At 52.8% G+C, this 23,787-nt stretch carries 28 protein-coding genes; 12 read left to right on the forward strand and 16 right to left on the reverse strand.

All coding sequences use genetic code 11. The features are described from left to right. Positions 1–3: 3 nt before the first annotated feature. Genes flgH through flgB form a run of 7 tightly spaced genes read right to left on the reverse strand, consistent with a single transcriptional unit; the run spans position 4 to position 4,954 of the window. Positions 4–669, reverse strand: a complete 666-nt coding sequence (flgH, locus tag IV04_RS10720) for a flagellar basal body L-ring protein FlgH (RefSeq protein WP_037397592.1) — start codon at positions 667–669, stop codon at positions 4–6. 28 nt (positions 670–697) lie between these two features. Then, positions 698–1,483 (reverse strand): flagellar basal-body rod protein FlgG, encoded by a 786-nt coding sequence (gene flgG / locus IV04_RS10725; RefSeq protein WP_037397595.1) that lies wholly within the window; start codon positions 1,481–1,483, stop codon positions 698–700. Positions 1,484–1,510: 27 nt separating this feature from the next. Continuing rightward, a complete protein-coding gene (locus IV04_RS10730; RefSeq protein ID WP_037397597.1) occupies positions 1,511–2,242 on the reverse strand; it encodes a flagellar basal body rod protein FlgF in 732 nt (243 codons plus the stop codon). Beyond that, complete coding sequence (gene flgE, locus IV04_RS10735; protein ID WP_037397599.1) at positions 2,242–3,435, reverse strand: flagellar hook protein FlgE; 1,194 nt, start codon at positions 3,433–3,435, stop codon at positions 2,242–2,244. The genes IV04_RS10730 and flgE overlap by 1 nt, the downstream gene beginning before the upstream one ends. A gap of 44 nt (positions 3,436–3,479) precedes the next feature. Next, positions 3,480–4,157: a flagellar hook assembly protein FlgD gene (flgD, locus tag IV04_RS10740; RefSeq protein ID WP_037397601.1), complete on the reverse strand. Its 678-nt coding sequence runs from the start codon at positions 4,155–4,157 to the stop codon at positions 3,480–3,482. Beyond that, positions 4,157–4,582 carry a flagellar basal body rod protein FlgC gene (flgC, locus tag IV04_RS10745; RefSeq protein ID WP_037397603.1) on the reverse strand — a complete coding sequence of 142 codons (426 nt, stop codon included), beginning with the start codon at positions 4,580–4,582 and terminating at the stop codon, positions 4,157–4,159. The genes flgD and flgC overlap by 1 nt, the downstream gene beginning before the upstream one ends. 21 nt (positions 4,583–4,603) lie before the next feature. Then, complete coding sequence (gene flgB, locus IV04_RS10750; RefSeq protein ID WP_037397605.1) at positions 4,604–4,954, reverse strand: flagellar basal body rod protein FlgB; 351 nt, start codon at positions 4,952–4,954, stop codon at positions 4,604–4,606. A gap of 86 nt (positions 4,955–5,040) precedes the next feature. Between flgB and flgA the strand changes: the two genes are divergently transcribed. From flgA to IV04_RS10765, 3 genes are all read left to right on the forward strand, one after another. Further along, positions 5,041–5,847 (forward strand): flagellar basal body P-ring formation chaperone FlgA, encoded by an 807-nt coding sequence (gene flgA / locus IV04_RS10755; RefSeq protein WP_081893197.1) that lies wholly within the window; start codon positions 5,041–5,043, stop codon positions 5,845–5,847. A gap of 258 nt (positions 5,848–6,105) precedes the next feature. Next, on the forward strand, positions 6,106–6,285 hold the full coding sequence (locus IV04_RS10760) for a flagellar biosynthesis anti-sigma factor FlgM (protein WP_231566268.1): 180 nt from the start codon (positions 6,106–6,108) through the stop codon (positions 6,283–6,285). A gap of 2 nt (positions 6,286–6,287) precedes the next feature. Then, on the forward strand, positions 6,288–6,725 hold the full coding sequence (locus IV04_RS10765; protein ID WP_037397611.1) for a flagella synthesis protein FlgN: 438 nt from the start codon (positions 6,288–6,290) through the stop codon (positions 6,723–6,725). Between the two features lie 315 nt (positions 6,726–7,040). On the opposite strand, the gene IV04_RS10770 is transcribed toward IV04_RS10765, so the two are convergent. The 8 genes from IV04_RS10770 to IV04_RS10805 all read right to left on the reverse strand — a co-directional run bounded on the left by IV04_RS10770 (position 7,041) and on the right by IV04_RS10805 (position 14,023). After that, complete coding sequence (locus tag IV04_RS10770) at positions 7,041–7,328, reverse strand: HigA family addiction module antitoxin (RefSeq protein ID WP_037397614.1); 288 nt, start codon at positions 7,326–7,328, stop codon at positions 7,041–7,043. Positions 7,329–7,403: 75 nt separating this feature from the next. Beyond that, entirely contained in the window at positions 7,404–7,841 is a 438-nt protein-coding gene (gene fliJ / locus IV04_RS10775) for a flagellar export protein FliJ (protein WP_037397616.1), read from the reverse strand. A gap of 4 nt (positions 7,842–7,845) precedes the next feature. Beyond that, entirely contained in the window at positions 7,846–9,165 is a 1,320-nt protein-coding gene (gene fliI, locus IV04_RS10780) for a flagellar protein export ATPase FliI (RefSeq protein WP_037397619.1), read from the reverse strand. After that, positions 9,158–9,901, reverse strand: a complete 744-nt coding sequence (fliH, locus tag IV04_RS10785; RefSeq protein WP_051916754.1) for a flagellar assembly protein FliH — start codon at positions 9,899–9,901, stop codon at positions 9,158–9,160. The genes fliI and fliH overlap by 8 nt, the downstream gene beginning before the upstream one ends. Positions 9,902–9,904: 3 nt before the next feature. Next, complete coding sequence (locus IV04_RS10790; protein WP_037397622.1) at positions 9,905–10,936, reverse strand: flagellar motor switch protein FliG; 1,032 nt, start codon at positions 10,934–10,936, stop codon at positions 9,905–9,907. Beyond that, complete coding sequence (gene fliF, locus IV04_RS10795) at positions 10,908–12,563, reverse strand: flagellar basal-body MS-ring/collar protein FliF (protein ID WP_037397625.1); 1,656 nt, start codon at positions 12,561–12,563, stop codon at positions 10,908–10,910. Before fliF ends, IV04_RS10790 begins: the two co-directional genes overlap by 29 nt. Before the next feature lie 10 nt (positions 12,564–12,573). Next, positions 12,574–12,948 carry a flagellar hook-basal body complex protein FliE gene (gene fliE, locus IV04_RS10800; protein WP_037397628.1) on the reverse strand — a complete coding sequence of 125 codons (375 nt, stop codon included), beginning with the start codon at positions 12,946–12,948 and terminating at the stop codon, positions 12,574–12,576. Positions 12,949–12,967: 19 nt separating this feature from the next. After that, positions 12,968–14,023, reverse strand: a complete 1,056-nt coding sequence (locus IV04_RS10805; RefSeq protein ID WP_037397631.1) for a sigma-54-dependent Fis family transcriptional regulator — start codon at positions 14,021–14,023, stop codon at positions 12,968–12,970. A 532-nt stretch (positions 14,024–14,555) separates the two neighbouring features. On the opposite strand from IV04_RS10805, the gene IV04_RS10810 reads away from it, so the two are divergent. From IV04_RS10810 to IV04_RS10840, 7 genes are read left to right on the forward strand one after another with little or no spacing between them, the layout of a single operon-like run. Then, positions 14,556–15,434, forward strand: coding sequence for a FliM/FliN family flagellar motor switch protein (locus tag IV04_RS10810; protein ID WP_037397634.1), 879 nt, complete (start codon positions 14,556–14,558; stop codon positions 15,432–15,434). Continuing rightward, complete coding sequence (gene fliN, locus IV04_RS10815; RefSeq protein ID WP_037397638.1) at positions 15,427–15,828, forward strand: flagellar motor switch protein FliN; 402 nt, start codon at positions 15,427–15,429, stop codon at positions 15,826–15,828. Before IV04_RS10810 ends, fliN begins: the two co-directional genes overlap by 8 nt. Then, the gene (gene fliP, locus IV04_RS10820) at positions 15,825–16,580 is read left to right on the forward strand and encodes a flagellar type III secretion system pore protein FliP (RefSeq protein WP_037397645.1); all 756 of its coding nucleotides are present in this window, start codon (positions 15,825–15,827) and stop codon (positions 16,578–16,580) included. Before fliN ends, fliP begins: the two co-directional genes overlap by 4 nt. Before the next feature lie 2 nt (positions 16,581–16,582). Further along, the gene (gene fliQ, locus IV04_RS10825) at positions 16,583–16,855 is read left to right on the forward strand and encodes a flagellar biosynthesis protein FliQ (RefSeq protein ID WP_037397648.1); all 273 of its coding nucleotides are present in this window, start codon (positions 16,583–16,585) and stop codon (positions 16,853–16,855) included. 7 nt (positions 16,856–16,862) lie between these two features. Further along, positions 16,863–17,636: a flagellar biosynthetic protein FliR gene (gene fliR / locus IV04_RS10830; protein WP_037397651.1), complete on the forward strand. Its 774-nt coding sequence runs from the start codon at positions 16,863–16,865 to the stop codon at positions 17,634–17,636. After that, the gene (gene flhB / locus IV04_RS10835) at positions 17,636–18,772 is read left to right on the forward strand and encodes a flagellar biosynthesis protein FlhB (RefSeq protein WP_037397654.1); all 1,137 of its coding nucleotides are present in this window, start codon (positions 17,636–17,638) and stop codon (positions 18,770–18,772) included. Before fliR ends, flhB begins: the two co-directional genes overlap by 1 nt. Then, on the forward strand, positions 18,759–20,855 hold the full coding sequence (locus IV04_RS10840; protein WP_051916755.1) for a flagellar biosynthesis protein FlhA: 2,097 nt from the start codon (positions 18,759–18,761) through the stop codon (positions 20,853–20,855). Before flhB ends, IV04_RS10840 begins: the two co-directional genes overlap by 14 nt. Before the next feature lie 36 nt (positions 20,856–20,891). On the opposite strand, the gene IV04_RS10845 is transcribed toward IV04_RS10840, so the two are convergent. Then, on the reverse strand, positions 20,892–21,890 hold the full coding sequence (locus IV04_RS10845; RefSeq protein WP_037397657.1) for a lysozyme inhibitor LprI family protein: 999 nt from the start codon (positions 21,888–21,890) through the stop codon (positions 20,892–20,894). A gap of 283 nt (positions 21,891–22,173) precedes the next feature. On the opposite strand from IV04_RS10845, the gene ibaG reads away from it, so the two are divergent. Together ibaG and murA are read left to right on the forward strand one after the other, a co-directional pair. Then, positions 22,174–22,428, forward strand: a complete 255-nt coding sequence (ibaG, locus tag IV04_RS10850) for a BolA family iron metabolism protein IbaG (RefSeq protein ID WP_037397660.1) — start codon at positions 22,174–22,176, stop codon at positions 22,426–22,428. A 56-nt stretch (positions 22,429–22,484) separates the two neighbouring features. Next, positions 22,485–23,744 (forward strand): UDP-N-acetylglucosamine 1-carboxyvinyltransferase, encoded by a 1,260-nt coding sequence (murA, locus tag IV04_RS10855; RefSeq protein WP_037397663.1) that lies wholly within the window; start codon positions 22,485–22,487, stop codon positions 23,742–23,744. The last annotated feature ends 43 nt before the right edge of the window (positions 23,745–23,787 follow it).

Here is a 23,787-nt window from a genome sequence, read left to right on the forward strand (position 1 = left end):
CTGTTAGATCGGGAATACGGGGTGGTTAAAGATACGGGTCAGCCAGCCTGCGGTATTGGCATCGCTCAATGCCCCACGCCCAGCATAAGAAATTCGTGCATTGGCAATGCGTTGCGATGACACTGAGTTATCACGCTCCACATCGTCGGCACGTACCAGCCCCGTCACGCGCATATACTCATCGCCCTGATTGAGCGTGAGCCACTTCTCCCCACGAACTGCCAACACGCCGTTTGGCAACACCTTGTACACCGCAACCGTAATCGAACCACGCAGGCTGTTTTGCTGCTGTGATACCGCGTTGCCGCTAAAATTACGGTCGGCATCCACAGAACCACTCAACTGATCTACCGAACGGCCAAAAGCTTCTGGTACACCGATGGAAACATTGTTCTTTTTGCCGAAATTGGTACGTGCCTGTTTGCTGGCCTGGGTAGACTCATCAAGACGCACAGTCAGGATATCCCCCACCCGGTAAGCGCGGCGATCTTGCAGCAGCGACCAGTTGTAGGCTCCGTTATAAAGGCCACCACCGCTGACCTGGCTGGCAGGCGCAAGAATATCTTCCGGTGGTGCGTAGGCCTCATCGTCTTTTTTGACTAACAGAGGCGAGCTGCCGCATCCGGTCAATACCAAGGCCAATAAACTCATAACACATATCTTTTTCATTACGTTCTTCACTTCTTCCACTCAACCATTACATGGTCTGAGTAATAAACTTCAACATATCATCGGCCGCAGAGACCATTTTGGCGTTCATTTCATAGGCGCGCTGGATGGTGATCATATCGACCATTTCTTCAACAACCTGGACGTTCGAACCTTCCAATGCCCCTTGTTCCAACTGGCCAAAAGCTTCTTCGCCGGGAACCCCTTCCACTGCTGCGCCACTGGCCGCAGTTTCACGGTACATATTGCCCCCGACGGCTTCCAAACCGGCCGGATTGACGAAATTCACCAGGGTAATCTGGCCCAGTTCCACCAGATCTGTCTCACCACCGACGCTCGCCATTACCGTGCCGTCTTTGGCAATCTGGATCTCTTTGGTCTGCTCAGGCAATTCAATTTGCGGGATCAATGGCAGACCTTGCGCGGTAACGATGATGCCGTCCGCATTCTTCTGCAGGTTACCGGCGCGGGTGTAGCCAATATCGCCATCCGGCATTTCCACCTGGAAAAAGCCCTGGCCAGCGATCGCGACGTCAAGGTTTTGCCCGGTATTCTGTACGTTGCCGACGGAGAACTCTTTCTGCGTACCGACAATTTTCACACCGCTACCAAACTGCACGCCGGTCGGCGCCATGTTGTTCTGATCCAACTGGCTGCCTGGTGCGCGCTGGTTCTGGTAAAACAGATCGGAGAACATCACTCGATCACGTTTAAAACCGGTGGTATTAACGTTCGCCAGGTTGTTTGAGATGGCACTCATTTTAGCGTCTTGCGCCGCAAGGCCGGTTTTGCTAATCCATAACGCTGAATTCATTACTGTTATCCTACTTTCTTTAAGTCATTAACTGCCGCGTAGCAGGCGATTGCCCGCATTGGCCAGGTCTTCTGCTGATTTCATCATTTTGATCTGGGCTTCGAACTGGCGGTTCAGCGCAATACTGGCCACCATCTCGTTGATGGCCGATACGTTTGAACCTTCCAGATGCCTTGCCGCCACCGTGATTTCTTCCGCACGCGGATTGGTGGTTGCCTGTGTGATCAGAAAACCATTTTCGTTTTTTTGCAGTTCCTGGGCCGCAATATCCACCAGCTTGATGCGATCAACATCGATAGGAGCGGCAACGCCGCCACCCTCAGGAATAATGGTGATCACCCCATCATCAGCGATGGTGATCTGTGAATAGGGCGGCAGAATGATGGGACCATTGTCACCTTCTACCGGCAGACCCTCGATCGTCAGTTCGCCATCGGCCCCAATATCCATCTGCCCGTTACGGGTGTAGACCTCACGGTTACCGCTGGTGAGAGCGATAAGGCCATTGCCTTTGATCGCCACATCCAGATCGCGCCCGGTCGATTTAGCCACGCCCGGTGCCATATTGATGCCACCGTTGCCGGAGCTGACCAGAAAGCGTGAGGAGAACCCCGCACCGGTCACTTGCTGCGTCATGGCCGTTTCCAAATCATGGCGGAAACCTTGCGTATTGACGTTTGCCAGGTTGTTAGCGTGGATCTGCTGCTGAATCAGAGTGCGATTTGCGCCGCTGGTGGCGGTAAAAAGTAAGTGATCCATTAGACCGCCTGGAACAGTGCCGACATCATGCTGTCATTGGTGCTGATCACTTTGGTATTGGCCTGATAATTGCGTTGTGCCGTCATCAAACCGACCAGTTCAGCGGTCAGATCCACGTTGGAGGATTCCAACGCCCCTGCGGTCAGTGAACCCAACAGCCCAGTGCCGGGTGCACCGGTCAGCGGAGCGCCTGAACTGGCGGTTTGCGTCCAGAGCGTGCCGCTTTCTGAACTCAGGCCATTCGGGTTGGCAAAGTTAGCCAGGATCAGTTGCCCTTGCAGCAGACGCTCGCCGTTAGAAAAGGTGGCGTACACTGAGCCATCGGCATCAATCTGCTGACCAATTTTCTGGCCTGAAGCGTAACCGTTGCCCTGGTTTTTGCTGACGGTGAAGTCTGCGCCGTATTGGCTGGTGCCCGAATAGCTAAGGTCGATAGCCAAAGGCTCAGCGCCTGCAATATTCATCGACAGATTGACCGAACCGTTCGGGGTTTTCAGGATCCCTTGCTCGGAAAACTCCATGGTCTGGCTTGCCGGGCTGTCGAGTGGCTCACCATCCATGTAGTAGTAAGCTTCCCAGGTGTTTTCACCGGTCTTGACAAAGTACTGGTTGAGCGTGTGCTCGCGGCCCAGTGAGTCATATACCTGAGTGGCATAGGTGTTGTTGTAAGAATTGCTGTCTTTAGGATCAAAAGGGGTGGTTTCTGGAACCTGAGCATTGGCATCCATGTTGGCGGTAAAGTTCAGGTTGCTGGTGGCTTTTGCCGGGATCGAACCGCTGCTGATGCTAAGGTTGCCCACGGTGCCCACTTGCAGCGCGCCGTTGGCATCGACCGGATACCCTTGCAGAGCCATTCCCTGGTTGTTGACCAGGTTACCGCTGTTGTCGGTACCGAAATAACCCGCACGGGTATAGGCCATGCCGCCTGCGTTGTCGCGTACGACAAAGAAGCCGTTGCCAGAGATCGCCAAATCCATACCGTTGCCGGTCGCGGTGATGTTGCCACCTTTGGTGATGCTTTGGGTCACACCGCTCACCCCGACGCCCAGTGCCCGGTTTTGAGCATACAGTGACGAAAACTCGGCACGGCCAGACTTAAAACCCACGGTGCCAGAGTTGGCAATGTTATGAGAAATGGAGTTCAACTGTTCGTTGATGGCATTCAAACCCGTGGTGGCAATACTAAAACTCATAAAATCAATTCCTAATGCTATTAAAAGTAAAAAATGATGTGCGCTTAAGCGTTCTTGTCAGAACCCGTGCGACCAAACTGCGTAATGTTGTGGTAAGGGAGCTCACCGACGCCTGGGATATTGAGCATGGTGGAACTGCCATCCAGCGGAATGCGCACACCGCTCACGGTGCCCCCCAGCTCAATCGGCACTTTGCTCTCTTCGGTATCGGTCACTACGCTCAGGCTGTATTTGCCTTCGCTCAGCCCCAGTTTTGCCGGATCGATAGTGAAATCCACCTGGCCGGTGTCCTGAGCGCCCAATTCAATCTTGTGTTCAACGCCCGCAGAATCTTTCACGATCACCGTCACCACATTGGCAGGGTGTTCCAGGGTCAAACGCCCATCAACCACCGTCTTACCGTCGCTGTTGAGGGTTTCGCTCTGTACCATCACCTTCTGCCCAACCAGGTTACCGGTTGACAGGGTTTGCAGGTTGTCCATCAGGACGGCGTTATTGGCCATCAGTTGCGACATATATTCCATCGACTGCACCTGGGTCAGCTGAGCCAACTGGCTGACATACTCGGTGCCGTCAGTCGGGTTAAGCGGATCCTGGTTTTGGATCTGCGCGACCAGCAGCTTCATGAACATGTCATTGAGCCCGGGCATTCCCCCATTATTCGCTACGCCCTGATCGCTGCCGTAGGCGCTTTGGCTTTGTGGCGTGTTATTGACGTTCATTAAGCTTCTCCAAGTCTCAGCAGGCTTTGCTGCATACTTTTAACGCTATTAAGGACATCAACGTTGGTTTCAAAGTTACGCGATGCTGCCATCATGTCGGCCATCTCTTCGACGACATTGACGTCGGGGTAGAAGACATAACCTTTCTCATCGGCCAGGGGGTGATGGGGTTCATAGCGCTGTACGGCGCCACCGGTTTCCACCACGTCCATCACCTGCACTCTGGCACCCGTGAGGCTGTTGTTGCCCATCAACTCATCGTTCTGATAAACCGCTGCAAAAACGGGGCGGCGGGCTTTGTACACACTTTCTTCACTCAATGCGGGGGATTCCGCGTTTGCCATGTTGCTGGCAATGGTGTTCAAACGAATGGTCTGCGCACTCATGGCAGAACCGGAAACACGATAGATATTGTCAAACGACATAAGGGTCATTACCTGGTTAAATTACTTACCTTCGATGGCCTTTTTCAGGCCACCAAACTTCATGTTTAAAAACGCCAGGCTCATCTGATAATCCTGCATATTTTTGGAAAACTCAGTCTGCTCGACATCCAGTGCAACGGTGTTGCCATCGAGAGAAGCCTGATAGGGCACACGATATTTCTGCTGTACTGAGGTGCTGGTTGAAAAATGTCCTTTTGATCGTTGCATCTCAGCAGCAAAGTCAATATCTTTAGCTTGGAAGTTCGGGGTATTGACATTAGCCAGATTGGCTGATAGCAACTCAGCTCGTGAAAGCCGGAGCGACACCGCTTGGGGATGAACGCTTAATGCCTTGTCAAAAGAAATACTCACTACCTTCTACCTCTTGATTTAAATAACCTGCCAAATATTTGCTATGCTGTTCTATATAGCAACAACCGTGCCAGAGTTTTAACATCATGAATATCAAAGATTTTGTAAAATCGTCTAGCGCCAAACGGAAATATGTTTTCCCCTTTATGCCGCGCAATTTCCGCTTCATTGCCGCCTGGGGGCTGTTTATTCTGACGCCTTCCCTGCTGGCCGCCCCCAGCAGTGCCGACACCGCACGCAAGCAGATCCATGCCAGCGTTGTTGCCAGCGCAACCGCAGCAGTCAAGCAGGAAGGGAAGTCACGTAACTGGCCGGAATATCAGGTGAAAATGAACGTTTTCATTCCGGCAGAAGCCACCCAATACGCTGCTTGCAGCCATCCGCCGACCATTTCAATGCCTGGGGGCGATCGCATCGATCTCAACCGGATGCGTTTTGACGTGCGCTGCGACGACAGCGGGGGGTGGAATGTGGCAGTGACGGTTAAACCGGATATCTACCTGCCGGTCGTGATTGCCAAGACGAGCCTGCCGCGTGGCCATGTCATCACGCCGTCGGACGTGAAAATCAAAAAGCACAACATCAGCAATAACCGTGGCGGTTTTGTCACCAACCCAGATGAGATCATGGGGCTGACCGTGAAGCGCAATTTGCGTGAACTACAGCCCATCAGCCTGACGCAGTTGGAAGGGCCGGTGCTGGTCGAACGTGGGCAAAGTGTGGTGATGATCGCCAGCCACAACGGGATTGAAGCGCGCACTATGGGCGTTGCCATGAAAAAAGGCCGCAAAGGCGAAGTGATCAAGGTTAAAAACAGCAGCAGCGGGCGTGAAGTGAGCGCCATTGTCGATGGGATTGGCGTGGTGCGCATGGTCTTTGCACCCGGTGACTAGGCTGTGTTCCGTCAATGTCCGTAGTGCTGCCGCAGACCCAAAACTATTTTCAATTCGCATTAAAGTTATGCCTTCATTGGGTCGCTCATTTATAGGCAAGGAAGTAGGAAAAAATATTTCCTCTCAGTAGAAAGCCCATATGGGCACGATCGGAGAGCAGCAATGAAAGTTCCACCCAGTACTTATAACGTCGCTCTAGCGGCGACTAACACAACAAATGTAACAAGGAAAGTTGAAGCTCAAATGACGGAAGAGTTGATGGTTAAACCAAGCAGCGCCATTGATCCTGCTCTCGGCGAAGCGCAAAGCCAGTTGTCCAGGCTGCCCGACGTCGACACAGAACGCATCGCAGAAATGAAAGATGCCATCAAGGCAGGAAAGCTCAACATCGATCTGGATGAGCTGACCAGTGCAATACAGCAATATTACCAGAGGTAGCAATGAGCAATAACAGCCAGCGTGTCAAACTCCTGATCAACGACATGATCAGCGATCATCACGCTTATTCAGAACTTAACCAGTTGCTTGAACAGCAGCGCCAACTGATCATCGGCCGCAAGGCAGCAGAGTTGGACACGCTGAACGACCGCCTGATCGAGATCTACCAACAACTGTCGAAGAGTGCCCAGCAGCGTTACAGGCTTCTTCAGCAATTGGGGGTTTCTGCTGGCCCGCAAGGGATCCAGGCACTGCTTGCCCGTCTCCCGGCACCACACCAGGGCAAAGTGAGTGCGCTGTGGAAAGATCTGGAGCAGCAGACCGTACATTGCAAGCGCATCAACGAAGGCAACGGCGCGTTGCTCGGTATGCAGCATGACATTCTGCAAAACCTGATCAACAGCGGCGAACCTGAAAACTGGTTGTATCAGCAGGCTTGATATCACCGGCGTAATGCCGGTGATATTCTCCTCTTGCTTCTCTCCCGCTCTTCATTCTCTCTTGGGTATATTCCAGACATCGACCACATGCTGGTATTACTCGGGGATTAAATGCGTAAACTCGATCACAAGCCAGATAATCTCACCGCTCCCCTTGTAGCGGTACGGGTCGAACTCCTTGGGTACACCGGGACGGTGGGAAAGAGATGGCAGCGGATGGTATTCAGAATAACTGGAGAGTGGGGCAGGGTGTAAGGTAAGACGTGAGTCATGCGCCAGTTATCATAACTATAACTGGCGCGGAAAGTGCGGCCCTTATGCAGCATGTAGCCTATGCAGCCTTGAAATATCAACAGCCTGCTGAGCCTGCCAGAGATCATAATCGACTTGCATGCCCATCCAAACCTGCGCAGAACTACCAACAACTGCGGAAAGCCGTAACGCCATTTCAGGGGACATATCTGACTGACCGGTGATCAAGCGCTGTACTGTTGACGGCGCAACGCCTAATTCTTTAGCGAGTGCCCTGGCGCTCAGATTAAGCGCTTCCATAGTCTCTTTTACCAGTCGCCCCGGATGGGGCGGATTATGCATCATAGCCATCAGTGATAATCCTCATAATTGACCACATAAACATCACTATACTACTTTTGATGCACCTCAAGCGGCTAAGCTGTGTTATTGCTCCGCCAGTCGCTGACGCAGCCAACATTGGGCAGAAATGGCGTCGGTATTTTTTTGTTCGCTGCGTTGACGATCGAGCGCCTGCGCGCGTTTGTGCCCGTCAAGCACCAGCTCCAGGCTTTTTTCTCGCTTGGCTTCCGCCAACAGCGCACCCTGCAGTTTTTTCGCTTCCGTCTTGGCCAGCGCCTGCTCCTGTTTTTGCCAGTCAATCACCCGCTGAATATTACGTTTGTAACCTGAGTGGTTGCTCATCAGCACCGGATTGTACTCTGACGAATCCTGTACGCCAGCCGCCAGGCTGGTGAGGGTGGATATATTACTTTCATAACGTTGGCAGCGCTGGCGCTGGGATGCCAGCTGTAGCTGCAAATCCTGCACCGAGCGCTGGCGCAACAGACGCAGTTGCTCCAGTGTGGGAATAAATTGACTCATACGCTTACCCCGCTTGTGCTAATAACGTCAGGTTTTCTATGGTGTTATCGAGCAACGCGGCATCCCGTACTTCTTGCTGCAAAAATTGATTGATCGCCGGAGCCAGCTTCACGGCCCGATCTGCCGTTGCGTCAGCGCCCGCCACATATCCCCCAAGAGGGATCAACGGTTTGATGCTTTGATACTCGCCATACAACTGTTTGATGGTACGTGCTGCCAATTGATGTTCACGTTTCGTCACCTGGCTCATACAGCGGCTGATGGATTGACTGATATCGATCGCCGGATAATGTCCGGCCTCCGCTAAATGGCGCGAAAGCACAATATGACCATCCAACACCGCACGGGCACAGTCGACGATCGGATCCTGCTGATCGTCACCTTCTGCCAATACCGTATAGATGGCCGTCATGGTCCCGCTGGCATCGCTGTTGCCCGCGCTTTCCACCAAGCGTGGGATCATGCTGAACGCCGAAGGCGGATAGCCTTTGGTTGCCGGCGGCTCCCCGAGCGACAGCGCGATTTCACGCTGGGCCATGGCATAACGGGTCAGGGAATCCACCAGGAGCAGCACATCTTTTCCTTTGTCACGATAATAGCTGGCAATGGTATGACACAGCTCGGTGGCTTTAATCCGCATCAGCGGTGACTCATCGGCAGGGGCTGCGACAATCACCGACTTAGCCAACCCTTCGGCCTGTAAGGCATTATCGATAAATTCTTTCACTTCGCGCCCACGCTCGCCGATCAGCCCAACCACCACCACTTCGGCTTTGGTATAACGGGTTATCATGCCGAGCAGGACGCTTTTCCCCACGCCGCTACCGGCCATCAGCCCGACGCGTTGGCCTTTGCCGATGGTCAGTAAGCCGTTAATCGCACGAACCCCGACATCCAGGGGCTCTTCCACCGGCTGACGCGTCAGCGGATGCACTTGCGCACACTGTAGCGGCAGCGTGGTGTCGCCGCCGAGCTTGCCCTTATCATCAATGGGTTCCCCTAAACCGTTCACCACGCGCCCCAGCCAGCGATCGCCGATCTGCACGCCCTCTTGCTTGGCGGCAGGGAACACGCGCGCACCAGCAATCAGCCCGGTAGGATGTTTAAACGGCATCAACCAGGTCATATCGCGATCGAACCCCACCACCTGGGCGTCAATCATTTCATTGTCGACGCTTTCCACCTGGCACAGTTGGCCAACCGCCAGGCGGCAGCCAACACACTCGAGCAAAATGCCTTTTACCCGTACCAGACGGCCCGCCACGCGTGCCAGATTGATATTCTCAATTGAGCGTAACGCCTGTTCAAACTCGATATCACTCATCTTTGGTTTCCGGTAAAAGGGTATCTTTCAGTACCTCGAGACACTGTTCCAAGCGGTGCTGACAGCCAATGTCCATTTCACTGGTATCGGTGACAACGCGGCACTCGCCGGGAGCCAGATCGGGATCGGCCATCAGGCCCCACTGTTGGGCACGCTGGGGATCGGCATCGCTGATGCGGCGGAATTCGTCGCTGTTAAGCTGAACGCGGATCTGCTCAGGCTGCTGTGGCAAACTGCTTAACGCCTCTTCCACTAACGCCAGCAACTGCGTCGGCTGTAGCGCTAGCTCGCAGCGGATCACCTGGCGGGTGACTTTCTCTACCAGTTGCAGCAGTTCTTCACGGCGGCGCTGTTCGTAGTGGGCCAGATACTGGTTTAGCTCCTGCGCCACGTCTTCCAGCGGTTTAGCTGCTTCGTCAAACTGTTGTTTGGCTTGCAGCTTGCCCTCGTTGTTCCCTTTGCGCAGCCCCTCGTCATGGCCGAGGCGCACGCCTTCCTGATACCCTTCCTGCTTGCCTTCCTCCATCCCTTGGGCGAACCCACGGTTTAAACCATCCTGGAAACCTTGCATCAATTGCTGCTGATAAGCGGCCGGATCGCGTATTTCCAGCGAGTCGCTGGCCGTGTGCGCCCAATGGCGGCGCAGTGGCGGGAACTTGTGCAGCCGTGGCTTGATCACCGCTTGTCGGCGCGTCGTGAGCGCCGAAAGCGAGGTATCCTGTAACTTTTTGAACATGCTTTACTCCATGGTCTGTTCAGCAAACAGCTGAACCTGCAGTTCGCCTTCTTCTGCCAATTGCCGAACTGTACCCATAATCTCTTTACGCACCTGCTCAATGCGGCTGACCGGTACCGGCCCCAGACGTGAGGCGGTACTTTGCAGCAGTTGCACCTGGCGCTTCGGCATGACGTTGAAAATCGCCTGACGCAGCACAGGTTCGGTGCCTTTGAGTGCCACCGCCCATTCTTCTATCGCCACCTCTTCCAGCAGACGCTGCAAGGTCTCTTCGCTTTGGCGGCTGAGGATAAAGAATTCGTACATTTTATCTTTCAGCTCATCCATCACTTCTTCGTCACGCTGGCGGAGTTGATCCAGCAGTTGCTGCTGGTTGTCCGGGATACGGTTAACAATGTTAGCCGCGTGCTTGATCCCCATCACTTTAGAGCCGTGCTCGGAGAGGACGGCCACACCGCGATCGATCAGGCGATCCAGTTCATCAATGACATCACGGTTCACATCATCAAGTTTGGCAATACGGTACAGAATTTCATCCTGGCGATCTGCGGGTAGCTGGCTCAGCACGCTGGCAGCCACATCCGGCGGCAAAAATGCCAGGAAAACCGCTTGCAGCTGCAAGTGTTCCTGATCGATCAGTGCCGCCAGTTGCGGGGTATCCACCCACTGCAGGCGCGCCATGCGGTAACGGATTTCGTCGCCGTAGATACCGTTGATCACGCTGCTGGCAATCTCCCCACCCAGGGCTTTTTCCAGAATACTGCGCAGATAGGTGCGCGATGCGCCGTTGATGCCGCTTTGTTCGCGATAATCCTGAAAAAAGTTGTTCATCGCCTGGCGTGCCTGGGGGACTTTCACCCCGTGCAAACGCGCCATGGTTTCGCTTAGCAGTAAGACCTCTTCGCGGCTCAGCTTCTGCATCACTTGTGCAGCGGCATCTTCGCCGACGCTGAGCAGGAGGATCGCCGCCTGTTCGATACGTGGGCGACCGCTGTTGGTACTACTATTACTGTTGTGTGCTGTTGCTTCGCTCATTACTGTTAATCCACTGTTTTAATACTTCAGCTACGCGTTCTGTCTCGCTTTGGGCAAGCATCTGCAGGTATTCCACTTTGGTCTCCAGACCGGAGCTTTGCGGTGGCAAATTGTCTTCGTTCTGGAACGAGGCACTCGGTAAGCCCGGCGTCAATGTCCCTTCACGTTTTGCTGTATCGGTTTCCAGCAAGGCGGTATCGATGCTCGGTTCCGGCAGTTCCGCCACCTCGCTTGACTGCCGCTGGGTGACCCGCAGCATCAGCGGACGTACGCCAAACAGCAACGTCAACAGCGCCAGCAGACCAATGCCCCCCATCTGCCCCCAATATTGAATCGCAGGGTCCTGCCACCAGTTCAACACCGGTACTTCAACAGGCGCTGGGCGGGTAAATGCCATCAGATCCAGCGTCAGTGAATCACCGCGCTCTTTATCAATACCTGCCGCTTCTTCCACCAGCCGGGTCAGGCTGGCGATCTTCTCTGGCGTAATGTCGGCCAGTGCCGGAGCGGTTTGATCCAGGGCTACTGCGACACGCATTTTCTCCAGTTGAAAACCGGGGTAGCGGGTATGGCGAATTTCGCGATCGTAGGCGTATTTACGCTGCTCCTGATTACGGTTGCTCAGCGAGCGGGGATCGGTGGTTTGCGCCGTGTTGCCTGCCTGCCCAGCTTGGGCTGGCGGGGTAGCCGGGCGATTGCTCAAGGAGCCAGGGATACCGATCGCCATTTCATTGGTCATATTCTCCTGGCTGATGTTTTCGTCAGTAATACGCCCCTCTTTACCCAAGCGTTCCTGCGTCTCCTCCACGCTGCTCATATTGACCTGCGGAGCCGCGCTGATGCGGAAATGATTCGCACCGACCAGAGAGGTCAACAGTACGGATACGTTCTTTTCGGTATCGGCTTTCAGACGCTGGGTGACATCGTTACCCTGCCGGATCCCCATCAGGTTGTTGTTTTGGATGTTTTCAGACAGAAGATTGCCGTTCTGATCCACCACCCGCACATTGCTGCTCTTCATGCCCGGCACGCTGCCTGACACCAGTTGCACAATGGCGGCGACCTGCGGATCGTCAAGCTGTTTGCCCGCCCGCAGTTGTACGATCACCGATGCGCTGCTTTCCGGTTTGTTGCTCATCACAAAAGAGCTGGCTTCACTCAGCCCCAGATGCACGCGGGCGGAATCCACGGGATCCAGCCCCATGATGCTTTTTGACAGCTCACCTTCCAGGCTGCGCTTATAACGCACGTTCTGCACAAATTGGCTGCTGCCGAGCAACTCTTCTTTATCCATCAGTTCGTAGCCTTCCGGCAGCACGGCACTGATACCTTTTGCGGCTAACGCCATCCGTGCGCGCGCCAGTTTGCTTTCTGGCACCAGAATCTGACCGCTGTCTGGATTGACACGATAGCTGATGTTTTCGGTACCTAGCGCTTCAACCACTTGCGCGGTTGGCAACTTCTCATTGGCGCCGTACAAGGCAACGTAACCGGGTTCGGAACGCCACAGTGACGTGACAATGGCTCCGGTCAGCACCAGTACGGCACCACCTATCAGCCATTTATTTCTGTTGTTGCCACCCGTAGATAACAGAGCGGCAAATTGAGTTTTGATTTTATCTAGCACGGTAATAACCTTAGAGCGCCATGTTCATCACTTCATCCAGAGCCGTGGTGAGCTTATTGCGCACCTGCACCATTGCCGAAAACGCCACGCTGGCTTTTTGGCTTTCGATCATAGCGCCGGTCAAGTCGTCGCTTTGGCCGGTATCAATGGCCATTTGTCGTTCACTGGCGGAATGCTGTAGTTTGTTGACATTATCGATAGCCTGCTCCATTACCTTGCCAAAAGAGGTAGGAGGGGTGACCGTAGTCACCAGGCCGCTTGGGCTTTGAGTAAAATCTGCCGAAGGAGCAATCGCTCCGTTAGTTGCACTGGCGGCCGCGTGTTGCATACGGTTTAACAGTTGCTGTTGTGTGGCGGATATGCCCAAACCGGAAATTTTTTCCATGCTTTAATACCTCTGAAATTTAGGAGTAACACTCAACATCGATCCCTTCTTCACGCATGGAAGCCAAGCGATAGCGTAAGGCTCGTGGCGTGATACCTAAGAAGTCGGCAGTTTTAGATTTGCTGCCCTTGTGCTGGCGCAGCAGTTCAACAATGTACTGATACTCAGCCATACGGCCGTGTAACTTCACTTGGCGAATGGCATCCACGCCCCCGTTGGCCTCACTGGCTACCAAGGCGGCTGGCTGAGGTTCACCCAACATGTCAGCCACAGACAGTACCGGCGCTACAGGGACTGACGGCGTCAGCCCCAGATCGTTGGCCGTAATTTCGCCACCGTTGCTCAAGATCAGGCCGCGCTGGATAACGTTTTCCAGTTCACGCACATTGCCGGGCCACTCATAGTCCAGCAGCGCACGCTTGGCGTCGTTGGTCAGCATGGCGTCTCCCTGATGGAGAGACTGATACTTTTCGACAAAGCGCTGTGCCAGCGGGACGATATCCTGTGGACGCTCACGCAATGGCATAATATGGATTGGCACCACCGAAATACGGTAAAACAAATCCTGACGGAAATTGCCTTCGGCGATCTCAGCCTGCAAATCTTTATTTGTTGCGGCCACCAAACGAATATTTAACGGGATCCGCTTGTGGCTGCCTAAACGCTCGACTTCCTGCTCTTGCAATACGCGCAGTAATTTGGCTTGCAATGCCATAGGCATATCGCCGATTTCATCAAGCAGCAAGGTTCCGCCGTTGGCCATTTCAAATTTACCCGGTACGCTGTTAACTGCGCCGGTAAACGCGCCTTTTTCGTAGCCAAATAACACGGCTTCGAGCATGTTTTCAGGAATAGCCGCACAGTTGACACCCACATAAGGGCCATCATTACTGGCTGCGTTCTCGTGAATATATTTTGCAATACATTCTTTACCTGTGCCGGTTTCCCCTGTGATCAATACAGGGACAGTAAACTTAGCCACACGTCTGGCTAGAGTAAATACACCAACACTTGAAGCTGAGTTGGCAATAAAACCGTGCTTATTACTTGGAATTTGTTCCATAGAGACACTCATGACTTATCACCGATTATCGCTTCACCAATAAGTAGACGATTTGCAAGTTCAATGCACCGATTATCACAACATATATGACGGGCATCGGCCATGCTCGGCTAGAGGATATTGGTCAAGCTTAAGTTAATTTCCCAGCACGTCTATGTAGAGCGTGTGGGGCTTTGTTGAGGCGAGTATATCTATAAATTGGTATATATCTATTTTTTTAGGGATATTAAAATATTAATTTAATAAAATCATATAGTTAACAAAAAATATTAATTTAATATTATTTATTTAAATAATGAATTAATAAAGGGGTGTCTATTGATAAAAGGCTGGGAATTAGGTCTAATCTTACTACTTAAATAAGAGCTGAGAGTGGTGGTGCATATGAAAAGTGGCAGGGTGTCATGAAGTGCCACAGTCATATACAGCGACCTTTCTCACTCACAACTTAAGTCGTAACGTAAATTTTTTTTGGTGTGTAACGCAGTCTAATGTCGGGACGTGTTACCGATATCGATTGATAACAGGGTTATACGGAAAAATTATGCAGTCTGTACCACAACGCATTAGGATCCATCACCACGAGCAATTGCCCGACCTGGTGAAACTGGATGTGAAAAAACTCGGGCGCCCATGGCATAAACTTCCCAAGATAATGAACGACAGGTTCAATATTCTTGATGCCAAGCTGAGCATTTATTTCCTGAAGAAATTTCGTGTCAACGTAGCATTAAAAAGCATGACGTTTGCCGCGGACAGGATCCATCGGGATATCCAAACCTATTCCACACCTTATGGGAATCTGGCTTTTGATATTGACCGTATTTTGCTGCTGGATATTCTGCATGATTATTACGGCTTAAGTAAAGACGGTAATCAGATTGTGCCGAACATCAGCTCGCCGATCACTAAAACGGAGGAGCGACTAAAAAATAAGTTAGGCCATGAACTCACACTTTTGATCATCAATAAAGAAACATTTGGTGAAGATCTGGAGTTGAAAAATGATTATTCAACGCTGATCAACCAATGGTCATGGTGTATTACCTTCACGCTGGAAGGTTACGACAAGGGCAATTTTACCATTTTGCTCGATCAGCCCCATGTCGACCGGATGTTGAGCATGTTGCGCTCGCCCGACGGCGAACCGTCGCAGGAGCAGGAGCAGATCAGCTCCGCACAAATTGAACGGCTGTTCTACAACCTGCCGCTCAAGTTACAGGGGCAAGTCGCCAGCCTCAACCTGACGGTAGCACAACTGGCGGATATCGAAGCGGGTGACATCATCCCGATTGCTTTGAACGAACCGGTACCGGTGTTTATCGGTAACGAACAAATCTATAGCGCCATGATCGCTGAAGAGCGCGGCAAGCTATTCCTGAGTGAATTTAACGATAAAACCATCGAGAAAAATTATGAGTGATTTACAGCAAGAACAAGACCTGGGGCTGGATTTGGACGGCCTGAACTTTAACGACCTCGACGGTGAAGAGACGGTTGAAGGCAATATCCGTATGGATATCCAGCCAGAAGCCCAGCGCGATCCGTCGGTTGAGCAGCTACGCAAGATGTCTTTGCTGAGCCGCATTCCCGTGACGTTAACGCTGGAAGTGGCTTCGGTGGACATTTCGCTGGCTGAACTGATGACGGTCAACAACGATTCGGTGATTGAACTGGACAAGCTCGCCAGCGAGCCGCTGGACATCAAGGTCAACGGTATCCTGTTCGGCAAAGCGGAAGTCGTGGTTTTGAACGACAAATATGGCCTGCGCATCATTGAATTCAACAACAAAGAACTGGGTGAACTGACACGATGAGCCAACTGTTACGCCAAGGTGGTCTGTCGTTGCTGCTGATGCTGGGGCTGAGTTTCTCGCCCCTGCTGTTCGCAGCCAACGGGGACATTACGCTGTTCAGCACCACAAATAGCGCAACCGGGCAGGATTACAACGTCAAGATAGAGATCTTGATCCTGATGACCCTGCTTGGTCTGCTGCCGATTATGCTGCTGATGATGACCTGTTTTACCCGCTTTATCATCGTGCTGGCGATTTTGCGCCAGGCGTTAGGGTTGCAGCAGAGTCCACCCAACAAGATCCTGACCGGCATCGCCCTCGCCTTGACGTTACTGGTGATGCGCCCGGTGTGGACCACGGTCTATGACGAAGCGATCGTGCCGTTTCAGAATGATGAAATCACGATGCAACAGGCGTTAGCCAAGGCAGAAGTCCCCATCAAGAAGTACATGTTGGCGCAGACTAACAATAAAGCGATGTCACAAATGATGGACATTGCTGGCGTCCAGGGGGATTCACGTGAGCAGGATTTGACGGTTGTGACCCCGGCTTACCTGCTGAGTGAACTGAAAACGGCCTTCCAGATCGGCTTTATGATTTACATTCCGTTTTTGGTGATCGACCTGATTGTCGCCAGTGTCTTGATGGCGATGGGGATGATGATGCTTTCGCCACTGATCGTCTCATTACCGTTCAAACTGATGCTGTTTGTCCTGTGCGACGGTTGGACGCTGATTGTCGGCACTTTGACCTCTAGCGTACAGGGGCTTTAGCGATGATGAACATGGATACCGCCGGGGACATTATGACCTCCGGCATTCAACTGGTGCTGCTGATCTCGGCTGTCGCCATCGTTCCCAGCCTGTTGGTGGGGTTGTGCGTCAGTATTTTTCAGGCCACGACCCAGATTAACGAACAAACGCTGAGTTTTTTACCCCGCCTGGTCATGACTTTGGTCATACTGATCTTTGGGGGCAAATGGATGCTCACCAAATTGGTGGACTTCACGGTTGGCATTTTTCACCAGGCCGCAAGCCTGGTAGGGTAAAACCACGATGGGTATCGACATTCATGCTCTGCTAGGCCCACTGATGGCGCTGCTGCTGCCCTTTTTTCGCATCCTGGCATTTTTACATTTCTGCCCGGTATTCGATAACAAGGCGATTTCACGACGCATCAAGATCGCCGCCGCCATGACGTTGACGGTGCTCATCACCCCGATGTTAAGCAACAACGTGGTGCTGACTGAACTCATCTCAATGCGCAGCATTATCCTGATCGGTGAGCAACTGCTGTGGGGCGCGCTGTTTGGCATGGCGATGCAACTGGTGTTTGTCGCCTTGCAGGCCGCAGGGAATATTGTTTCGATGAATATGGGGCTGGGTATGGCGATGATGAACGACCCGACCAGCGGCGGCTCCACCACGGTGATTTCGCAGATCATTTTTGTGTTCTGCGCCCTACTGTTTTTTATCATGGACGGCCACTTATTGCTGGTGACCATTCTGTTTAAAGGCTTCAGCTATTGGCCGATTGGCCAGGCGATCAACCAACCCACGCTGATGATGCTGGTGCAGAGCCTGGGGTGGATTATGGCTTCGGCAACGCTGATCGCGCTGCCAACCACCTTTGTGATGCTGATCGTACAAGGCGGTTTCGGTTTGCTGAACCGCGTCTCGCCGACGCTGAACCTGTTTTCACTGGGTTTTCCCATCAGCATGCTGTTCGGTCTGCTGTGCGTCACGCTGATTATCACCCACATTCCAGAGCATTATCTCAATCTGACCAATGAGATCCTTAACCAGCTTGATTCAATAAGGACGCATTAATGTCCAGCTCAAGTGCAGACAAAAGCGAAAAACCTACCCCCGGAAAATTACGCAAAGCGCGTGAAAAAGGCGATATCCCACGCTCGAAAGATCTCACCATGGCGGTGGGTCTGGTGGCGTCATTCGCCACCATCGGGGCGTTTATGCCCTATTATAAGACGCTGATCGGCGAATCCTTTCTTTCCGTCGGCATGATGGCCGGGAAACTCGATGACAGCGGGGCCATGAGCCAGTTCATGCTGCTTAATGTGATGCTGATTATCAAAACGATCGCCACCCTGGTGCCGATCCCGCTTGCCTGTATGATCGCGAGCCTGATCCCCGGTGGCTGGATTTTCACCCCCAAAAAAGTGATGCCGGATTTCAAGAAAATCAATCCCATCAGCGGATTGAAGCGGATGTTTTCTTCCAGCCACTATGTCGACGTCGCCAAAATGTTGGCGAAATGTACCATCATTCTTATTGTGCTCTATGTGATGGTCCAGAGTTCGTTAAACAGTTTGCTCTATTTGCAGCAGCTATATTTAAACAAGGCCGTTGATTCCGGCTTTGGTATTTTCCGTCATGTGATTGGCTGCTTTGTGTCAGTCATCGTGATTTTCGCGGTGTTGGACGTGCCGCTCAGCAAATTTATGTTCACCAAAAAAATGCGCATGACCAAGCAGGAAGTAAAAGAAGAACATAAAAATAACGACGGTAATCCACAGATTAAAGGCCGAGTGCGTCAGTTACAGCGACAGATGGCCATGGGGCAGATCAATAAGGTGGTGCCTTCTGCTGACGTGATTATCACCAACCCCACGCACTATGCCGTGGCGCTGAAATACGATCCGCAAAAGGCGGCGGCACCTTATATCGTCGCTAAAGGGGTGGACGAGGTGGCACTCTACATTCGTGAAATCGGTAAAAAGAATAACGTAGAAGTCGTCGAATTCCCTCCGTTGGCACGTGCGGTCTATTACAGCACGCGCGTCAATCAGCAGATCCCGGCGCAACTTTTCCGGGCCATTGCGCACGTACTGACCTACGTGATGCAAGTGAAGTCGTGGCGTTCAGGCAAGACAGAACAGAAGCCGCACCTGAACAAGCAAATTGATATTCCAAAAGAGGTATTGCAAGCCAATGGCGAACAGTAATTTTATGCGGAGGTTGAACGCGCTCAAGCAGATGCACGTTGGCGTACCGGTGTTGCTGTTAAGCGTTCTCGCGATGGTGATATTGCCGCTGTCACCGCTGGTGTTGGATGTGTTGTTCACATTCAACATCGTGTTGGCGGTGATTGTGCTGCTGGTGGCGGTCGGCAGCAAACGCGTGCTGGATTTTTCAATATTTCCGACCATCCTGCTGCTCACGACATTGATGCGCCTGACCCTCAACGTGGCGTCAACCCGTGTGGTACTGCTGCACGGTCATGAGGGCGAAGGGGCGGCCGGTAAGGTCATTGAAGCCTTCGGCCAGGTGGTGATCGGCGGTAACTTTGTCGTGGGCTTTGTGGTGTTCGTCATTTTGATGATCATCAACTTTGTGGTGGTGACCAAAGGGGCTGAGCGTATTTCCGAAGTGTCGGCGCGCTTTACTCTGGATGCGTTGCCCGGCAAACAGATGGCGATCGACGCCGATCTGAATGCCGGTATCATCAACCAGCAACAGGCTAAAGCCCGACGTAAAGAAGTTGCCAGTGAAGCTGACTTCTACGGTGCGATGGACGGTGCCTCCAAGTTTGTGCGTGGTGACGCCGTCGCCGGGATCATGGTGTTGATTATCAACATCATCGGTGGGATCAGCATCGGGATCTTCAAATACAATCTCGATGCCAGCCAGGCGTTCCAACAATATGTGCTGCTGACCATCGGTGACGGCCTGGTTGCGCAGATCCCCTCTCTGCTGTTGGCTACCGCAGCGGCGATCATCGTTACGCGCGTTAGCGACGGTGAAGACGTCAGTGACGAAATCAAAACTCAGTTGCTGGCCAAGCCGAATATTCTCTATACCGCCGCCTTTGTGATGTTTGTGCTGGCGATCGTCCCCGGCATGCCTCACATTGCGTTTCTGGTCTTTACCGGGTTGCTGCTGTTTGCTGGTTGGCGGCAGAGCAAGGTTGTGCATACTGCTGAGCCGGAAACCGACATGGAGGCGATTACCGAGGCCATAAGCGGTGACAACGAACCCACCGTCAGTTGGGAGAGTATTCCACAGGTAGAACCCATCGGGCTGAACCTGGGCTATAAGCTGGTGACGCTGGTAGACAACGCCAAAGGCAGCCCGTTGTCGCAACGTATTCGCGGAGCGCGCCAAGTGATCTCGGAAACCTGCGGCGTACTGCTGCCGGAGATCCGTATCCGCGAAAATTTTCGTTTAAAACCGGCGCAGTACGCCATTCATATCAACGGTATTCGTGTTGCGCTAGGCGAGGTACATGCCGAAAAACTGATGGCGATCCCTGGCACCGAACTGTATGGGGAGATTGATGGGGTGCTGGATACCGATCCTGCCTATGGCATGGCTGTGGTCTGGATCGATCCTGAGCAAAAAGCGCGTGCCTTGAATCTGGGCTACCAGGTGGTGGATTGCGCCAGCGTGGTGGCGACGCACGTTAACAAAGTCGCCCGTCAATATCTGCCGGAACTGTTTAACTATGATGACATCACTCACCTGCATGCCCGCTTGGCGCAACGCGCGCCAAAGCTGGCTGAAGATCTGAATAACGCCCTCAACTACAGCCTGTTGCTGCGCATTTATCGCCAGTTGCTGCTTGAACAGGTGTCTTTGAAAGACATTGTCACCATCAGTTCGACGTTGGTGGAAAGTGCTGCAGTCACCAAAGATCCTCTACTGCTGGCTGCCGATGTGCGCTACGCGCTGCGCCGCTCCATCGTCAATGCCATCAATGGCGATCGCGGTTCTCTTTCTGCTTTTACCGTGGACAGCGAGCTGGAAAATATGCTGCTCAACGCCCTCAACCAGAGCCAGCAGGCGGGTAAAGTGGCGTTGGATAACTTCCCGGTTGACCCCAACATTCTACAGCAGTTGCAGAACACTATGCCGATGATTTACGAGCAGATGAAAGCCAAAGGCCTACCGCCGCTGCTGCTGGTAACGCCGCAACTGCGCCCGCTGCTTTCACGCTATGGTCGATTGTTTGCCCCAGGGCTGAACGTGCTGTCATATAACGAGATCCCTGATGACAGCAACTTGAGTGTGGTCGGTTCGCTCAGTTAAAGCGTCGGGTTGCCGTGCTGGCAACCCGGCTTCACGCTAATGGCCCAGATAGCGCACGCGCCAGTTCACCAGCGTGCGTGGCATCTGGCTCTGATCATCGCCTTGTGAACTGAAATAGTGCATCTGCAACTTGCCGCTGTTATCGGGAGCAATGCGCCCGGCCCACATCGTACCATCGGGCCGATGCATGATGATCGCTACCCGCCGGTTGGCCGCCCCGCGCACCCACATGGAAATCACCTGGGCACCAATATTGTCGAGATCGTCTTCGTAGATGAACACGTTAGCCGTGTTGACAAAGTTCTGATAATCATCCCCCACCATGTTTCTGAATTTCCGATCAATTTCTTTGGTTGGGAAGATACCGATCGACAGCAGGCTGGGGGGAGGGCGCGGATCGCTTTTGGCCTGCTGGTAGCGCCCATCCAGGAATACCCCAATAGGCAAGGAAATATTGCACCCCCAATCGGCATTGCTAAATACCTGTAGAGAGCCATTTTTTCTGGGGATCATCAGCAGTTTACAACTATTGGTATCTTCAATCCTTTCAACAAAAGCCACCCCATTGATAATCCGCGCTTCAGCGGTGAATTCATCATTATTCATCCCTGCCCAGGCACGAATATCCACTGCCACACTCCAATGGGCTGCGCGGCTAAAGCGGATGGTGTTGCCGCTCATATTGGGGGCTTCGATGTTCCACCACAGCCCCTGCCAGTTGAAGGCCAGATCGGCATCAACGATTTGGCTGATGCCTTTGTAATAAGCCTGTTCAATGCAGTTATCCGACGTGCATTCACGTAGCGACTCACGCCAATTGAGATATGTCTGGCGGACTTTTAGCGGATCCCCTTCGGTCAGCATCAGCAGATAAATCTCCATCATGGTGCGATCTAACCATTGGAGGACGCTATTATGACAAATGGTATTTTCTAACGGCGTGGAAGCACGCTGGCAATTGACTGCCTGGCTCTCTGGACTGTACAGCCCCAAGCCAGCAAGAATAAAACAGAGAAAAACAATGTTTTTACGCATGAGATAAGCAGTATATCGGCAGAGTATTAAATTACTCTTAGCAGTTCCGCGCCATTTTGCAATCTTTCCCTCTAGCTATTACCCGTGATTATCAAGATTTCCTGATGTATACCCTTCATACTTCAAGTTGCTTGGGTGTTGGCTGCGTTACTCGGCCCATACTGGGCCTCAGCCCTTCGGGGCCGTTCATTTTGAGATCGGCTTTTTCTTTAGTTTAAGAAACCGTCGGATTCCACTAAGATACGAGGCTGAGAATGATCCTTTTAATACAGAACTGGATACTATGGAAAATAGCGAAATTAAAGACGTGCTGATGCGAGAGTTGGCACTGGATGAAGTCCATGTTACCGGTGATGGTAGCCACTTTCAGGTGATCGCGGTAGGTGAACTGTTCGCTTCCCTGAGCCGTGTCAAAAAACAGCAGACAGTCTATGCACCGCTGATGGAATATATCGCGGATAACCGCATTCATGCGCTGTCGATCAAAGCATTCACACCAGAAGAGTGGCAGCGAGACCGCAAGCTCAACGGACTTTAAGGCTGTTTGCCTTGTCAGGCAGGCAGCTCAGAACAAATAACAGAGAATATAGTTAAATGGATAAATTTCGTGTGCAGGGTCCGAGCCGCCTCAGCGGTGAAGTGACCATTTCCGGGGCGAAAAATGCCGCCCTGCCGATCCTGTTTGCCGCATTGTTAGCCGAAGAACCCGTCGAGCTGCAAAATGTCCCGAAGCTGAAGGACATTGATACCACCATTAAATTGCTCAGCCAGTTGGGCACCAAGATCGAGCGTAATGGTTCGGTGTTTGTGGATGCCAGCGCGGTGAACGAGTTCTGTGCCCCATACGAACTGGTGAAAACCATGCGTGCATCTATCTGGGCCTTGGGGCCATTGGTCGCGCGTTTTGGCCGTGGCCAGGTGTCGCTGCCTGGCGGTTGTGCCATCGGTGCCCGCCCGGTGGATCTGCACATTACCGGCCTGGAACAACTGGGTGCGGAAATCAAACTGGAAGAGGGCTACGTTAAAGCCTCTGTAGACGGGCGTTTGAAAGGCGCGAATATCGTAATGGATAAGGTCAGCGTAGGCGCGACCGTGACCATCATGAGTGCGGCAACCTTGGCGACCGGTATCACCACCATTGAGAACGCAGCACGTGAGCCGGAAATTGTCGATACCGCCAATTTCCTCAACACGCTGGGCGCCAAAATCAGCGGAGCAGGCACCGACCGCATCACTATTGAAGGCGTCGAGCGTTTAGGCGGTGGTGTTTATCGTGTGCTGCCAGACCGTATCGAAACCGGCACTTTCCTGGTGGCGGCGGCGGTTTCCGGCGGTAAAGTCCTGTGCCGCAATACGCGCCCGGATACGCTGGATGCGGTGTTAGCCAAGTTGCGTGAAGCCGGAGCCGATATTGAAGTGGGAACCGACTGGATCAGCCTGGATATGCATGGCAAACGCCCGAAAGCGGTGACCGTGCGGACTGCGCCACACCCTGGCTTCCCTACCGATATGCAGGCGCAGTTCAGCCTGCTCAATCTGGTGGCAGAAGGCACGGGTGTGATCACCGAAACCATCTTTGAAAACCGTTTCATGCACGTTCCTGAGCTGATTCGTATGGGCGCGCATGCGGAGATCGAGAGTAATACCGTGATTTGCCACGGTGTCGAGCAGCTTTCCGGTGCGCAGGTGATGGCAACGGATCTACGCGCTTCCGCCTGCCTGGTGCTGGCGGGCTGTATTGCCGAAGGCGTGACGATGGTTGACCGTATCTATCATATCGATCGCGGTTACGAAGGCATCGAACATAAACTGCGGGCGCTGGGTGCTAATATCGAGCGAGTGAAAGAAGCATAAGCCAGATGTGGTTTGCCGTAGTCATCAGAGCCCGGGAAACCGG

The organism is Serratia sp. Ag1, from assembly GCF_000743355.1.
GTDB lineage: Bacteria > Pseudomonadota > Gammaproteobacteria > Enterobacterales > Enterobacteriaceae > Chania.